Source organism: Streptomyces sp. NPDC030143 (assembly GCF_055573695.1).
Genome location: NZ_JBVIAY010000006.1, coordinates 257,317 through 271,252, shown reverse-complemented (window position 1 = coordinate 271,252; position 13,936 = coordinate 257,317). Strand labels below are relative to the sequence as shown.

10 protein-coding genes are annotated in these 13,936 nt (G+C 73.5%); 5 read left to right on the top strand and 5 right to left on the bottom strand.

Going from position 1 to position 13,936, the window contains the following annotated elements; genetic code table 11:
* Positions 1 to 18: 18 nt before the first annotated feature.
* Entirely contained in the window at positions 19 to 2,421 is a 2,403-nt protein-coding gene (locus ACZ4YY_RS13740; protein ID WP_468288268.1) for a glycosyltransferase, read from the bottom strand.
* 262 nt (positions 2,422 to 2,683) lie between these two features.
* On the opposite strand from ACZ4YY_RS13740, the gene ACZ4YY_RS13735 reads away from it, so the two are divergent.
* Entirely contained in the window at positions 2,684 to 3,991 is a 1,308-nt protein-coding gene (locus ACZ4YY_RS13735; protein ID WP_468288569.1) for a cytochrome P450, read from the top strand.
* A 423-nt stretch (positions 3,992 to 4,414) separates the two neighbouring features.
* On the opposite strand, the gene ACZ4YY_RS13730 is transcribed toward ACZ4YY_RS13735, so the two are convergent.
* From ACZ4YY_RS13730 to ACZ4YY_RS13720, 3 genes are all read right to left on the bottom strand, one after another.
* A complete protein-coding gene (locus ACZ4YY_RS13730) occupies positions 4,415 to 5,590 on the bottom strand; it encodes a pyridoxal phosphate-dependent aminotransferase (RefSeq protein WP_468288266.1) in 1,176 nt (391 codons plus the stop codon).
* A 549-nt stretch (positions 5,591 to 6,139) separates the two neighbouring features.
* Positions 6,140 to 6,802 (bottom strand): response regulator, encoded by a 663-nt coding sequence (locus ACZ4YY_RS13725; protein WP_468288264.1) that lies wholly within the window; start codon positions 6,800 to 6,802, stop codon positions 6,140 to 6,142.
* Positions 6,799 to 7,914, bottom strand: a complete 1,116-nt coding sequence (locus ACZ4YY_RS13720; RefSeq protein ID WP_468288261.1) for a sensor histidine kinase — start codon at positions 7,912 to 7,914, stop codon at positions 6,799 to 6,801. The genes ACZ4YY_RS13725 and ACZ4YY_RS13720 overlap by 4 nt, the downstream gene beginning before the upstream one ends.
* A gap of 219 nt (positions 7,915 to 8,133) precedes the next feature.
* On the opposite strand from ACZ4YY_RS13720, the gene ACZ4YY_RS13715 reads away from it, so the two are divergent.
* Positions 8,134 to 8,541 (top strand): DUF6223 family protein, encoded by a 408-nt coding sequence (locus ACZ4YY_RS13715; RefSeq protein WP_468288258.1) that lies wholly within the window; start codon positions 8,134 to 8,136, stop codon positions 8,539 to 8,541.
* 421 nt (positions 8,542 to 8,962) lie between these two features.
* Here the strand turns inward: ACZ4YY_RS13715 and ACZ4YY_RS13710 are convergent, their stop codons facing one another.
* Positions 8,963 to 9,736 carry a carbonic anhydrase gene (locus ACZ4YY_RS13710; protein ID WP_468288255.1) on the bottom strand — a complete coding sequence of 258 codons (774 nt, stop codon included), beginning with the start codon at positions 9,734 to 9,736 and terminating at the stop codon, positions 8,963 to 8,965.
* Between the two features lie 265 nt (positions 9,737 to 10,001).
* Here ACZ4YY_RS13710 and ACZ4YY_RS13705 point away from each other — a divergent pair, with 265 nt between their 5' ends.
* The 3 genes from ACZ4YY_RS13705 (at position 10,002) to ACZ4YY_RS13695 (ending at position 13,567) form a co-directional block, all read left to right on the top strand.
* A complete protein-coding gene (locus tag ACZ4YY_RS13705) occupies positions 10,002 to 10,985 on the top strand; it encodes an aldo/keto reductase (protein WP_468288252.1) in 984 nt (327 codons plus the stop codon).
* A gap of 35 nt (positions 10,986 to 11,020) precedes the next feature.
* A complete protein-coding gene (locus ACZ4YY_RS13700) occupies positions 11,021 to 11,494 on the top strand; it encodes an HIT family protein (RefSeq protein ID WP_468288250.1) in 474 nt (157 codons plus the stop codon).
* A gap of 351 nt (positions 11,495 to 11,845) precedes the next feature.
* On the top strand, positions 11,846 to 13,567 hold the full coding sequence (locus ACZ4YY_RS13695; RefSeq protein WP_468288247.1) for a hypothetical protein: 1,722 nt from the start codon (positions 11,846 to 11,848) through the stop codon (positions 13,565 to 13,567).
* Positions 13,568 to 13,936: the final 369 nt, after the last annotated feature.

The following is a 13,936-nucleotide window of genomic DNA, read 5'->3' as shown; positions in this document are numbered from 1 at the left end:
CGCGCCCGGCCCCGGCCGTCAGGGCGACGGGGTCATGGCCCCCGTCTCCGCCAGATCCGCCGCGTGGTGCGGATGCAGCACCTCGAGGTCGGGCAGCGCCCAGCAGGCCGTGCCCATGTCGCGCGCCATCGCGGCCAGCCCCTCGGTCTCGATGAGCTGCCGGTAGGGGAAGGCGGGGAAGACCAGGCCGTCCCGGTGCAGGTCGGCCCGCACGAGCAGTGCCGTGCCCCCGACCGAGTCGACGCGGACGAGCCCCTTCCCGCGCAACTCGTCGAGATACGTCCGGCCGAACCCGCGCGGAGGCTGCAGAATCCCGTCGCGCAGCCACTGCGACCAGTTGAGCGCGCCGGCCCTCGGATGCAGGACGAAGGTGTTGAGGTCGTACGTCGGTCCACCGGCCGTCGTGGCGCAGTGCGGGACGACGATGTCCTTGCGGACCCCGAGAAGACGCTGGACCAGATCGGGCGGACAGCCGGTGACGTCCACGTCGAGCCAGAGCACCCACTCCTCGTCGGCGAGGGCCCGGGAGAGCAGGTGGTTGCGCACCCTGGCCAGCACCGACCGGCGCCGCCGCTGGACGCCGGGCTCCCACCGCGGCCCGGTCAACCGGAGGCCGAAGTCCCGGTGGACGAGCGTGACCCGCCGGTACTCCGCCTCGAGGTCGGGCAGGACCTCGCGCAGCAGATCCTGCGTCGCGTCCGTGCTGTCGCCCTCCAGCAGGCCCAGGCTGATCGCCTCGCGCGGGTAGTCCAGGGCGCGGAGGTTGTCCAGATAGCCCGGAAGGAACGCCGCCGCGTCCTTGAGCGGGGTCAGCACCAGCACCGGAGGCCGCTCGCGCGCCGGGCCCGGGGCGGGTTCGAGGACCGTCTGCCGGCCGCGCGCGCAGGCTCGGGCGGCGGGGCCGGTCTCGGCGTGGGTGATGTCGTCCGGCCCGATCGGCAGCCGGGTCGCCATGGCCAGCAACCGCTCGGCGTACGCGCCGGGTTCCGACCAGACCTCGGTCGCCACCTCGAAGTGCTCCGCGAAATGGGCGTCGTCGAAGGTGTTGCCGCCGTGACACACGTACGTGTACAGCTCGGGGGCGTCGACGGACACCACCCGGCAGTTGCGGACCACCTCCTCCGCCACCGGGGTGTCCTCGCCCCGACGGAGCGCCGGATAGCGCGGCAGACGGTCCTTGGCGCACACCATGGACCCCTCCCACACCCGCGCGCAGGAGACCGCGAGCTTGTGCCGGGCGGGCCACCACAGCCGCTCCCGGGCGAGGAAACAGGCCTCGGCGCCGAGTGCGAGGATCGCCGCCATCTGCGTCTCGACCCGCTCCGGGTCGTACAGGTCGTCGTCGTCCCACTGGCACACGTAGGGCCCGCCGGCCAGGGCCACCGCCTCGTTGCGCAGTTCGCCCAGCGGCCGCCCTCGCGCGGGCAGCCGTTGATGGCGGATCCTCGGGTCGTCCAGCTCGCGGATGTGCTGTTCCAGGGCGTCGTCCGCGCCGTCCTCCACGACGACCAGTTCCAGGTGGGGGTAGGTCTGCGCGCGGAAGCACGCGATGGCACGGCGGGCCGTCGACGAACGGTCCTTCGTCACCATCAGGCACGACACCGCCGGCGCGGGCGCCCCGGAGGCCCAGCGCCGCCGCTGCGCGTCCAGGTCGAGCAGCCCGTCGGCGAGCGGGTGCCGCTCCTGGCTCGCCCAGAACGGGAACCGCCTGCCGGCCGACGTCCGCGGACTCCCCGGGGTGTCGCGCACCCAGCTGCCCGACCAGTGGTGCACGGCGTAGGCCTGCGCGTAGTCGGCTTCCTGAGGGCCGAACAGCTCCCGCGCGTACGGGCTCACCTCGGGATACAGCACCTCCGGGCCGAGGACCGTGACCGAGGCGGGCTCCGGGGCGCAGTCGACCGCCCGGGTGAGGAAGAAGGGGCCGGTGACGTCCAGGGCGCCGGGCATCCGGTGGGCGCCGACCAACTGCCGGTGCACATGGGCCCAGAAGGGGTGGCCCGGGCGTGACGCGATGAACGCGTTGCCGACGATGCGGTGGAGCCCGCGCCGGCGGGCCAGCAGCAGCCGGGTGTGCGTGTCGGGCTCACAGCCGAGGACGAGTTCACGGCCGTCGAGGAGTGCGTCGACCGGTCTCAGGCACTCGAAGTCCAGGTCCACGTAGAGCCCGCCGAAATGGTCGAGCAGGAAGTAGCGGATCGCGTCGGCCCGCATGATCGGTTCCGGGTAGCCGTCGTAGATCGGCAGGAACCACGGATAGTGCTCCTGGAGGAACGCGCGATTGTCCGCGTCGGTCCACAACCGGTACCCCCAGCCGGGGTGGTGCAGGCGCCAGGAGTCGGCCCATTCCCGCCAGTGGGCTGGTACGTCCGCGTCTTTCCAGGTCTGGTGGATCAGGGCGGGAATCTTCTTCGGCGTCCGCATTCGGACAGTATGTCGATCGGTTGGGCCGAGGTGATTTCCGCACGGACCGGGCGGCGGAACATTCACCCGGGCGGACCCGGCTGTGCCCGACGGCTCGGCTGTGCCCGGGCACAGCCGGTCGTGCCCGGCGGACCCGGTGGTGCCCGCGCGGTGGGCGATCGGGGTGGGAGCGCGCCCATGGCGGGTCACGGAGTGATACCGCGCACACACAGTCGGTGTCCCGTGCTGTGCGTGTTAGCTTCCGGCCGTGACTTCCCCAGCTCTGGACGTGGCCGCACCCGGCGGCGGAGCGGCGGGGCCCGGCCCGGCGGTCGGCCCCGGACCATCCGACGCCGGTGATCCGCTCGGCCCGCTCGACCTGTTCGGCGACGCCTTCGTCCGCGACCCCCACCCGTGGCTCGACCTCCTGCGGTCCGAGGCGCCCGTGCACCACGACCCCGTCACGGGACTGTGGCTGGTCGGCCGTCACCGGGACGTGCGGCGGGTCCTGCTGGACCCCGAGGTCTTCCTCCCGGACAACGCCCAGCACGCCGTCACCCCGCTGCCCGTCCCGGTGCTGCGGGTCCTCGCCCGGGCCGGCTTCACCCTGCCGCCCGCGCTCGCCAACAACGGCTCCCCGAGCCATCCCGGACTGCGCCGCGTGGTCACCCGGTTCTTCAACGCCCAGCGTGTCGCCGCCGCCGTCCCGGTGATCGAGCGCGTCGCCGGTGACCTGCTCGCCGAGGTGCGGTCGCGGATCGACTCCACCGGCCGCTGCGACCTCTTCACCTCATTCGCCCAGCCGCTGCCGTGCCGGGTGCTGATGGAGCTCCTGGAGGTCCGGGGCGTCGACCCCGACACCCTGATCCGCTGGAGCGACGCCTCCCTGGAGCTGTTCTGGGGCAGGCCCCCGCTCGAACGGCAACTGGAGCTGGCCCGGCTCGTCGGTGAGTTCCACCGGTGGCTCACCGCGACCGTGAGCGGCGGTCAGGCGCCGTCCGGTTCGTTCATCGAGGCCCTCGCCCGTCACCGGCTGCCCGACGGCACGCCGTTGGACGCGGGGACGGCGGTCGGCGCCTGCTTCTTCGTCTTCATCGCCGGACAGTCCACCACCGGGCAGCTCATCGCCACCGTGCTGCGCCGGGCCCTGACCGAGCCCGGCCTGTGGCCCCGCGTCGCGCGGGAGGAGGGTCTGGCCGAGGCGTGGGTCGAGGAGGTCCTGCGGCGCGAGCCTCCGGTGACCACCTGGCGCAGGGTCACCGCACGGGACACGGAGCTGGGCGGGGTGCGGCTGCCGGCGGGCGCCCAGGTGCTGCTGATGCTCCAGGGCAGTGGATCCGATCCGGAGGTCTTCCCCTCTCCGGAACGGATGTGCCCGCGCCGGGCGAACGTCCGCCACCACCTGGCGTTCGGTGTCGGCCGTCACCGCTGCCCGGGTGCCTCCCTGGCCCGCACCGAGGCGGCGGTGGCCCTGCGGGCCGCGGCCCGCGAGCTTCCGGGCATTCGGCCGGTCGCCGGTTCGGCGGAGCCGCCGATGCTCGGTCTGCTGTCCTTCCGCGCGCCCTTGGAGGTGGTGGTGCAGGGGCCGTGAGCCGCGCCGGCGGGCAGCGGGGAGACGCGTCGCCCGGCCGCCCGCGGACCGCCGGCCGGCTCCCCGGCGGACGGGCGGCCCCGCAGCTGAGGCCTCCGGGCGGGCGGCTCCCGACCCGGGACGCACGCGGCGGCCTCCCCCGACCGCGGCTCCCGGAGCCCTCGCGGACAGGCGTACCGCGGGAGCCGGCCGCGTCGCTCGCCGCACTCGTGATCAGGCCCTGGACGCGGCGAGAACGCGGCATCTTCCTCTTCCCTGTACCTCGCCGCCGAGCCGAGCGGGGCGGACGCGCGCCCCGACGACGGTGATCCGGGGTCGCGTGCTGTTCCCTGCACCTCGCCGCCGGGCCGAGCGGGAGAGGCGCGCACCCCTCGAAGGCGGTGGCCCGGGAACTCGACCCCTTCTCCGTTGCCGCCGGCGCCTTCACCCCAAGGTGGCCAGGAACTTCCCCAGCCGGGCGATGCCTTCGCGGAGATCGTCGGCCGAGGCCGCGTAGGAGAGTCGTACGTGCGTCTCGGCCGTGTGCGCGCCGAAGTCCCTGCCCGGGGTGAGCGCGACGTGCGCCTCCCGCAGTGCCCGTGCGCAGAACTCCCAGGAGGTGAGCCCGGTGCCGCTCACGTCGAAGTAGACGTAGAACGCGCCGTCGGGCGGCACGGGGACCGGCAGCCCGATCCGCTCCAGCCCTTCCAGGACGAGCGCGCGCCGCTCGGCGAACTCGGCGCGGCGGTCCTCGCAGACCGCGAGGGACTCGGAGGTGAAGCAGGCCAGCGCCGCGTGCTGGGCGGGGGTCGAGGCGCACAGGAAGTAGTTCTGCGCCAGACGCTCCAGCGCGGGCACGAGGGCCTCGGGGACGACGCACCAGCCCAGCCGCCAGCCGGTCATGCCGAAGTACTTCGAGAAGCTGTTGATGACGACGGCGTCGGGGTCGAGCGACAACGCGCTGCGCGGCGGCCGGCCCCGCTCGTCGCGGTCGCCGAGGTCGAGGTAGATCTCGTCGACGATGCGCCACGCCTCGCGCTCGCGGGCGAGGTCGCAGATCGCCGCCAGCTCGTCGACGGAGATCGAGGTGCCGGTCGGGTTCGACGGCGTGGCGACCATGATGCCGCGCGTGTGGTCCGTCCAGTGCGAGCGCACGGACGCCGCGTCCAGCTGGAAGCGGGTCCCGGCGGTGGTGGGGACCAGTGTCACACGGGCGCCGAAGCTCTCGACGATCTGCCGGTTGCAGGGGTACGACGGGTCCCCGATGAGCACCTCGTCCCCGGGATCGACCAGGGCGGCGGTCGCCAGCACCAGGGCGGCCGAGGCGCCGGCGGTCACGACGACCCGGGCGGGATCGACGTCGACGCCGTGCCGGTCCCGGTAGAACCGCGCGATCGCCTGCCGCAGCGCGGGCAGCCCGAGGGCCGCGGTATAGGTCATGGGCCGTCCGTCCATGACCTCGCGCATCGCGTCCCGGACGGCCGGCGGTGCGCCGAAGTCCGGTTCGCCGAGGCTGAGTTTGACCACGTGGTGGCCGTGTGCTTCCAGTGTCGCGGCCTGCTTGCCGAACTCCATCGCGTAGAACGGGGCCACGGCCTGAGCGCGTTGCGAGATCCTCATGTCGCCCATCCTGCGTCCTCCGCCTCGATCACGGCCAGGAGCGCGAGAGCGCAGGGGCGGCCCGGACGTCGCTCTCGACGGGGTCCGAGGCACCCCACCCCACCCCACCCGCGCCGCGCCCGGGAGGGAACATCCCGGTTCCCCGGGCGACCCGGCCGTGCGGTCGGTCCCGGTCACCCGGAGGCCGGGGCGCCGTCGGCCGCGTCGGGGGAGCGCAGCAGGCGCAGGAACGCCTTCACTCCCGCGGTGATCTCCTGGTGTCGGGTGAGGGGGAAAGTGTTCGTGGTGCGTGAACCGGCCCCGGAGAGATCGCCGGGCTGGTGGCGGCGGCACTGCGCTGACGTGCGGCTCCCCGGAGGAGACCGGGGAGGGGGCCGCTTCGACCTCCCCAGGTGTTGCGGCCCCTCCCCGGTAGCAGCACACGGATACCCGGAGACCGCGCGCTTATGCCGTGCCGGTTCCGGAAAAGCCGTCCGGGGACCCGGAACGCTGCCGCGTACCCGCGCGCGGTACCGGATCACGGCCCGACGATGGTGAAGCCGGCGGCGGTCACGAGCCGCGCGGGGCCACCAGCCCGCACTCGTAGGCGAGGACGACGAGTTGGGCGCGGTCGCGGACGCCGAGTTTGCCCATGGCCCGGTTGACGTGGGTCTTCGCGGTCATCGGGCTGATCACCATAGAGCCGGCGATCTGGTCGTTGGACAGGCCCCGGGCGACCAGGGCGACGGCCTCCCGCTCGCGGTTGGTCAGCTCATCGAGCCCTCGGCCGGTACCCGGGGTGAGTGGCTGGGTGACGTATCTGCTGATGAGTTTGCGGGTGATCGACGGCGCGAGGAGGGCGTCACCGCGCGCGGCGACCCGTACGGCGTGCAGGAAGTCCTCGGGGAGGATGTCCTTGACGAGGAATCCGGCGGCGCCGGCCCGCAGCGCGTCGAAGACGTACTCGTCGAAGCCGTAGTTGGTCAGGATGACGACGTGCGTCCCGGCGAGGGCCGGGTCCGCGGCGATGCGCCGGGTCGTCTCGATGCCGTCGACGACGGGCATCCGGATGTCGACGAGGGCGACGTCGGGCAGGTGCCGCCGGGCCAGCGTCAGGCCCTGCTCGCCGTCGGCTGCCTCGGCCACCACCTCGATGTCGTCCTCCAGGTCCAGGAGCGCCCGGAATCCGCTGCGGATGAGGGGCTGGTCGTCGACCAGCAGGACGCGGATCACGACGTGCGGTCCACGGGCAGTTCCGCCAGGACGGTGAACCCGCCCTCGCGGCGGGGTGCGGCGCGCAGCCGGCCTCCGAGGGCGGTGACGCGCTGCCGCATGCCGAGCAGGCCGACGCCGGGCACCGGAGCGGCGTCCGGCGCGGCCTTCCCGTCGTCGTCGACGCGTACGGCGAGGACGTCCGGACGGCACTCGATGCGTACCGTGGCCGTGGCCGCGTCCGCGTGACGGGCCACGTTGGTGAGCGACTCCTGGACGATCCGGTAGACCGCCCGGCCCACCGCGGCCGGCATGTCGTGGGGCCGCCCCTCCACCGTCAGCCTCGTGTCGAGGCCGATGGCCCGGGCTCGTTCCACCAGCTCCGGGACGTGGTCGAGGCCGCGCGGCGGAGCCGTGTCGTCGTCGCGCAGCGCCTCCAGCGTCGCGCGCAGCTCCCGGTTCGCCTCACGCCCGGCCTCCTGGATCGCCAGCAGGGCCTCCGGCACTTCCTCGCCACGTCTGCGGGCCACGTGGACGGCGACCTCGGCCTGCACCTTGATGATCGAGATCTGGTGGGTGAGCGCGTCGTGCAACTCCCGTGCGATGTGCAGCCGTTCCTCGTCGGCGCGGCGCCGCGCGGTCTCCTCCCGGGTGCGCTCCGCCTCGTCCGCCCGCCGCTCGGCCTGCCGCAGCGCCTCACCCGCGGCACCGGCGGCGATCAGCCAGGCCAGCTCCAGGGCTCCCCGCGCCCGCGCGAAGGCCTCGCCCGTGTCGTGCAGGCCCGAGGCCAGGGCCGCGAGGGGAAGCGCCGCCAGTACGGTCACGCTCACCGCCACCGTGACGGCGCGGTGCCCCGCCCGCACCGCCGCGTAGACCGCGAACAGGTAGGCGACGGCCGGCACGTCGACACCGGCCGCCTGGTACCCCACCGCGCACAGCCCGGTGACGACCAGCACCGGCACCGGCGCACGGCGGCGCGCGGCCAACGCCAGACCGCCGGCCGTCAGCAGCGCGTGGCCGAGCAGGTCGAGGCGCGGCGCGGAACGCTCCCCGGACACCCCGGTGAACAGCAGGATCGCCGCCACGCCGACGGCGATCGCCCAGTCCCCGACGCCGATCCGTCCCCTGTCCATGCGCGCACACTAGCCGCACGCCCGCCGTCGGCGACTCCTGCGCGCGGATGATCGACCCACTACCGCGCACGCGGTACCGAGGCGGCTCCTACCGCGTCCGCGACAGCCGGATGCGGCACCGGCGGCACCGCGAAGTGCCTGCGCTCGCCGGACGACCGACGGCCGGTCGGGGGGACAGGATCGGGTGACGTCCCGTCGTAGGAGAAGAGGGAGCACCTCATGTCAGTCCCGTTCGTTCTCGCCGTACCGGCGGCCGCGCACGTCTCGGTCCAGCAGACCGCCGCCAGTGTTCAGGACATGAGCCCCGGAAGGCTCGGCGCCGCCGTGGCCGCGCTGGCGGCGCTGGCCGGAGCGGTCCTGGGGTGGCGAGCTCTGGCAGGCTCACGCTCCACCCGTCGCACCGGCACGGACATCGGCGGGGGAGCCGGCGCCGGGCCCGGCGGGGCCGTCGCGGCGCTGCTGGCGGGGCTGTTCGGCGTCGCCGTCGGCGGGTGGATCGTCGCCACCGCCGAGGGCGGGCTGGGCACCGGCAACGGGCTGGGCGGTGGCGTCGTCGCCGTCCTGGTGGGGCTGGCCGGCGCGACGCTCGGTGGGCTCGCCCTGGCCCGCTCGCGCCGCACGGGCTGACCGGCAAAGGTGCGGTCGTGGCTGACCGGTGAAGCTCCGCCCGCTGCGCACGGCCTCCTCCCCCGTCGAGTACGCGCATCACCGCGGCCGCGGCCGCGGCCGCGTCCTCGCCGAGCCGACGCCGGGGACTCTTCGCCGACCACGGGAGGTCGTCCGTGCGGAAGTCACCGTGCGGTCGGTCTGGTAGCGGCTTGGGCCTCAGAACTCCGAACGGAAAGGGAGTCCGGGCTCGCGACGCCTGGCACGCACGCTCGCCGCGTTGCCGAAAGCCCCTGGTAGCTCCGCTACGAAGAGCTTCCGGCGCCTTGCGATCGCACGCACCGGACGCCGCGAGCTGAACGGCCTCCCCTTTTGTTCGGAGCTCTCAGCGGCCGTCGGGCGGGAACCCTCCGGGTCCCGCCCGACGCCGTCGTCCGACGGCTCAGGCCGACGGCATCCCGGTGAGGACCTCCACACGGCCGGTGTCGAGCGAGTAGTAGGCGCTGACGACGGCCAGGTCGCCCTTCCGGACGAGCGGAGCGAGGGCCTTGTTGGCCCGCAGCTCCTCGGCGGTCTGCTCGGCGTGTATGCGGATCATGGCGTCGACGGGGTCGTCGGTCCGCTCCCTCAGGGTCGCCCGGTACGCCGGCCGCAGGGCCTGGGCGACGGACGGCAGCGTGCCCGGCAGTTCCTCGCCCGCACGCATCGCCCCGTACGCCGCCTTGATGGCGCCGCACCGCTGGTGCCCGAGGACGACCACCAGCGGCGTCCCCGACGTCAACGGCCCGTACTCGACGGACCCGGTGACCACAGGGGCCACGACCTGACCGCCGGTCCGCAGCACGAACAGGTCACCGAGCCCGGTGTCGAAGACCAGCTCCGGCGGCACCCGGGAGTCGATGCACGACAGGATCACGCCGTAGGGGTCCTGCCTCTCGGCGACGGATCTCCGCCGGGCCGGGTCCTGGTCGGGGTGCCGGAGCCTCCCCTCGACCCAGCGCTCGTTGCCCTCCATGAGTCTGGCGAACGCCGCCGCCGGCGAGTCCGGACGTATGGTCCCCGACGGCGAGGGGGTCTCGGGGGCGGCCCCCGCGACCGCCGTCCGCTCCGTGGTCGCGCCGTCCGAGGCGGACGAACACCCCGTGACGAGAGCCGCCGTGGCCACCAGTCCCCCGGTCAGAAGCGTCCTGCGCTGTGGGCGCCCGGCAATACCCATGACGTCGTCCCCTTTTCCTCGCCGTGTCCTGTGCTCGGGCACCTGAGCGGAGCCCGTGACACCACTGTCGTGAGGTGCCGGTTAGCGCCCGTACAGCGGTGATCAAGGGGAGGGGAAGCGTCGGCCCAAGTCACGCACCGCTCCGGACGCTGACGTAGTGTCACGGGCCCCTCGGGATCGTCGAACCGGCGGAAATCCCCTTGGAGAGGCGGTGCGGAGCGCGGCAGGATGAGTGCCGTCACCAGTCACACGAGGGGAACGGCGCATGAGGCGCAACCGGCTCGGTCGCAGCGAGGTACAGGTCACGGAGCTCGGCTTCGGCGGTGGTCCGCTGGGCGGACTCTTCACGCCGCTGGACGACGAGACCGCGGCCGCAGCCCTCGAGGCGGCCTGGGACAGCGGGATCCGCTACTTCGACACCTCTCCGCACTACGGCATCGGGCACTCCGAGCGCCGAACCGGCGCTCTGGTGCGCGGCAGGCCCCGGCAGGAGGTGACGCTCTCGACGAAGGTCGGCAGGCTGCTCGTCCCGCAGGACCCGGCGGGCCGGACGGACGAGAGCTTCGCGGTGCCCGCCACGCACCGCCGGGTGTGGGACTTCACCCGCGACGGCGTGCTGCGCAGCGTGGAGGACTCGCTCGAGCGCATGGGCGTCGACCGGGTCGACGTGTTGTTCCTGCACGACGCGGAGGAGCGGTTCGAGGATGCCCTGCGGGACGGCTTCCCGGCCCTCGCCGAACTGCGCGCCCAGGGTGCCGTGGGGGCGATCGGTGCGGGCATGTACCACCCCGGCAAGCTGACCCGGCTGGTCGAGGAGACGGACGTCGACGTGGTGATGCTGTCCGGCCGTTACACGCTGCTGGACCAGAGCGCCCTCGACGAACTGCTCCCCGCCTGCCGGGACCGGGGGGTCTCGGTTCTCGCCGCGTCGATCTTCAACTCCGGGCTGCTCGCCACGGACCGCCCCGCCGAGGGCGCCACCTTCGACTACGCCCCCGCAGCGCCGCGGATGATCGAGCGCGCGCACCGCATCGCCGACGTCTGCGAGGCGCACGGGGTGACACTCCCCGCGCTGGCGATGGCCTTCCCGTTGCGCCACCCGGCCGTCGCGGGCATCGTGGTCGGCATGCGGACCGCCGACGAAGTGCGGCGCAACGTCGCGGCGTTCGAGGCGGAGATCCCGGCCCGGGTCTGGGACGACCTGCGGGGCGAAGGCCTGCTGGACGAGCGGGCACCGGTCCACGCCTGATGCCGGTGCCGTCACCGGGAGGAGAGCCGCCGGCCATGACCGAGGAGTGGCGCCGGGACCGGATCGGCAGCGCGCTGCGGGGCGAGAACCCCACGGTGCTCCGGAGGCTGGAGGCCGGGATCGCGGTGATCGGCGACGTCCAGTTCCTGCCGGGGTACTCGGTGCTGCTGGTGAACGATCCCGCGGTGGGGCGGCTGTCCGATCTGCCCCGGAGCCGGCGGCTGGCGTTCCTGGCCGACATGGACAGGCTCGGGGAAGCCGTGGAGCGTGCCTGCGGGCGGACGGATCCGGCCTTCCGGCGAGTCAACCTGGAGATCCTCGGGAACACCGATCCGTTCCTGCACGCGCACGTGTGGCCGCGGTACACCTGGGAGCCGGCCGAACGCGTGGGCGGACCGGTGTGGCTGTACCCGCGCGAGCGGTGGAGCGACGAGCGGTACGCGCTCGGCCCCCGACACGACGCCCTGCGCGCGGCGATCGGTGAGGAGTTGTCCCGGCTCACCCCCTGACGGCTCCCCGCCGTGGTGGCGGGACAGCCGGGTCCGCGACCGCAGCGACCTCGTCGGCATCGGGGGGTTCACGGCCGCCGCCGGCCCGTCGGCGTCGGGGTCCCGCGACCGCCGTGACCACGTCGGCATCCGGGTTCGCGACCGGCGGCACCCCCGCCGCCACCCCGCCGCCACACCCGTCGCCACCCCGTCGCCGCCCTGGAGGTCCACACCCGATCCGGCCGGCGCCCGCTGCCGCGCCGGGAGCGGGACGGGGCAGGTTCGTCGAGCGCTGACAAAGGCACGGCTCCCGGCTGCGCATCTGTGAGCATCGCCCGGCCGCACGGTCCGCGCGCACCTACGGTCCCGGCTATGAACACGAACCGCAGCAGAGGAAGAACGTGGCGCGGCGCCGCGCTGGCGGTGCTGCTGACCACCGGGGCGCTCACCGCAGCAGCCCCCCACGAGCAGCGGGAGCAGGCGAGAACCGAGACGGCCGTGACGTCGACGAGCCCGGTGGCCGGGGTGACGGAGTCGGTGGTGCGGGTGAAGCTGCCGCTGCCGGCCTCGTTCGGGGCCCGGCCGGAGGCGTGCGACTGGCTGTCGTACCTGCGCTACCGGTCCTCCGACGGGCCGCGGGCATCGGCCGACGCCGACCGTGTCCTCGTCGCTCAGCCCGGCATCCTGGAGGGAGCGGGGGCCTTCGACAGCGTCGCCCGCAACACCGTCGCGCGCGCCGCCGCACAGGGGCGGCACATCGAGTTCTGGGCCCTGGACCGCCGCTCGAACTGTCTGGAGGACCGCACCGGCATCGCCTCCGGCGACCAGCACGCGGCGGTCGACTACTACTACCGCGGCAAGCAGGTCGACGGGCGCACCTTCGCCGGTCACCTGGGCAACGGCCGGCTGGGGTGGATGGCGCGGCTCGGCATCGAGCAGACCGTCCGCGACCAGTACGACCTGCTCACCGCCGAGTTGCCCGATCAGGGTGTGCGCAAGCGCAAGGTGCTGTGCGGGGGCCACTCGCTCGGCGGTGTCATCACCGGCTACTTCGCGACGGCCGACTTCGACGGCGACCGCACCACCACCACCGACGCCGGACACCACCAGTGCGCCGGCTACTTCGCCCTCGACACCACCGTGTCCACCTCGCTCGCCGACCTCAGCGGCAGCATCCCGGACGACACCAACCTGCCCGACATCGGGCTCGGGTACGGCGTGGTGCAGGCCGGGCTCGACAGCGGACTGCTGCCGCGCTCGCTGTCCGCGCCCGTCCTGCTGAACCCCGAGACCATGACCCTGCTGGCCATCGCCGGCCTGGGCGCCCTGCGGGACCCGGTCGGCGAGGCCGACCTGCCGTCCTACCTGCCCGCCAACACCAACATCGAGGCCACCAACCGCTTCCTGTTCTCCAGGGACGCCGCCGCCTTCCTCACCGGATCCCCCGCGGTGAAGGACTTCCGGCTCACCAACGCGGCGGTGCTCGGAGCACTGCTGGACGACAACTCCGTACCGCTGGCGTTCCTCCAGAGCAGCATCGGCTTCTTCGACGGCGGACCGATCGCCGACAAGAGCTTCCCCGTCGCCAACGGCGGCGAGCAGCGGCCCGGGCTGTTCGGCACGGCGTACAAGGCGATCCCGGACCGCCCGCGCGGGCCGCTGTACACCTGGCGCACCTACGACCGGGTCGGCGACCCCGACGACCCCGGCTACCGGTCGGCCGACGGCACGCCGTTCACGAGCGCCGGCAAGGAGGTCACCGACGTCCTGGAACTGGCCCGCAGCCTGGCCGAGCAGCCGCTGGACTTCACCGAACAGTACTTCCCGACCAAGCTGGTCACCGACCTGCAACTGGCCACCTCACCGCAGGTGAAGCGGCTCGTCGTCCATCCCGGCGGGATCACCGCCAACCCCACGCTCACCGTGCTGGCGGGCGACGGGCTGCTGGCCGGCCGCGTCCCGCCCGACCTGCACCCCGTGGTCGCCGACGGCTACCAGCACCTCGACGTGCTCACCGCGGCACCCGTCCAGAACGACGGCCGGCCCGAACCCGTCTCCACCAGCCTCACGGACTTCGCGCGGAACCCCGGCTAGCCTCGCGCTTTCACGTCGCGGACTGTCCGACTGGTGATCACGTAAGCAGAAAGTGCCTCTGACCAGCAAGAATGAGGATTTTCGAGGTCCTTGTTCCTGCCACCGTCGGAGGCACTTCCCAGGTGAAGAAGCGTATCGGGTCCTATCCACGTGTCCGCGTCGAGGGCGGCGGCCGGTCGGTGGTCTCCCAGGCGGGAGGCGTACTGCGTAACACGGGATGTGGATGCCATGACGAGAACAAGTGAACGACACGACGTATGGAAGCAACGGATGCGTCGCATCGCGCTGTGGCTGGCCCTTCACGGCGTGGACGTGGGTCCCCGCCGGATCCACGGAATCGAGGTGGCCTGACCGTGACGGAGGAAAGCG

Excerpts from the sequence above, each read along its gene's own strand:
- ACZ4YY_RS13740 (WP_468288268.1), bottom strand. The coding sequence starts at position 2,421 with ATGCGGACGCCGAAGAAGATTCCCGCCCTGATCCACCAGACCTGGAAA.
- ACZ4YY_RS13730 (WP_468288266.1), bottom strand. The coding sequence starts at position 5,590 with ATGAGGATCTCGCAACGCGCTCAGGCCGTGGCCCCGTTCTACGCGATG.
- ACZ4YY_RS13720 (WP_468288261.1), bottom strand. The coding sequence starts at position 7,914 with ATGGACAGGGGACGGATCGGCGTCGGGGACTGGGCGATCGCCGTCGGC.
- ACZ4YY_RS13715 (WP_468288258.1), top strand. The coding sequence starts at position 8,134 with ATGTCAGTCCCGTTCGTTCTCGCCGTACCGGCGGCCGCGCACGTCTCG.
- ACZ4YY_RS13710 (WP_468288255.1), bottom strand. The coding sequence starts at position 9,736 with ATGGGTATTGCCGGGCGCCCACAGCGCAGGACGCTTCTGACCGGGGGA.
- ACZ4YY_RS13705 (WP_468288252.1), top strand. The coding sequence starts at position 10,002 with ATGAGGCGCAACCGGCTCGGTCGCAGCGAGGTACAGGTCACGGAGCTC.
- ACZ4YY_RS13700 (WP_468288250.1), top strand. The coding sequence starts at position 11,021 with ATGACCGAGGAGTGGCGCCGGGACCGGATCGGCAGCGCGCTGCGGGGC.
- ACZ4YY_RS13695 (WP_468288247.1), top strand. The coding sequence starts at position 11,846 with ATGAACACGAACCGCAGCAGAGGAAGAACGTGGCGCGGCGCCGCGCTG.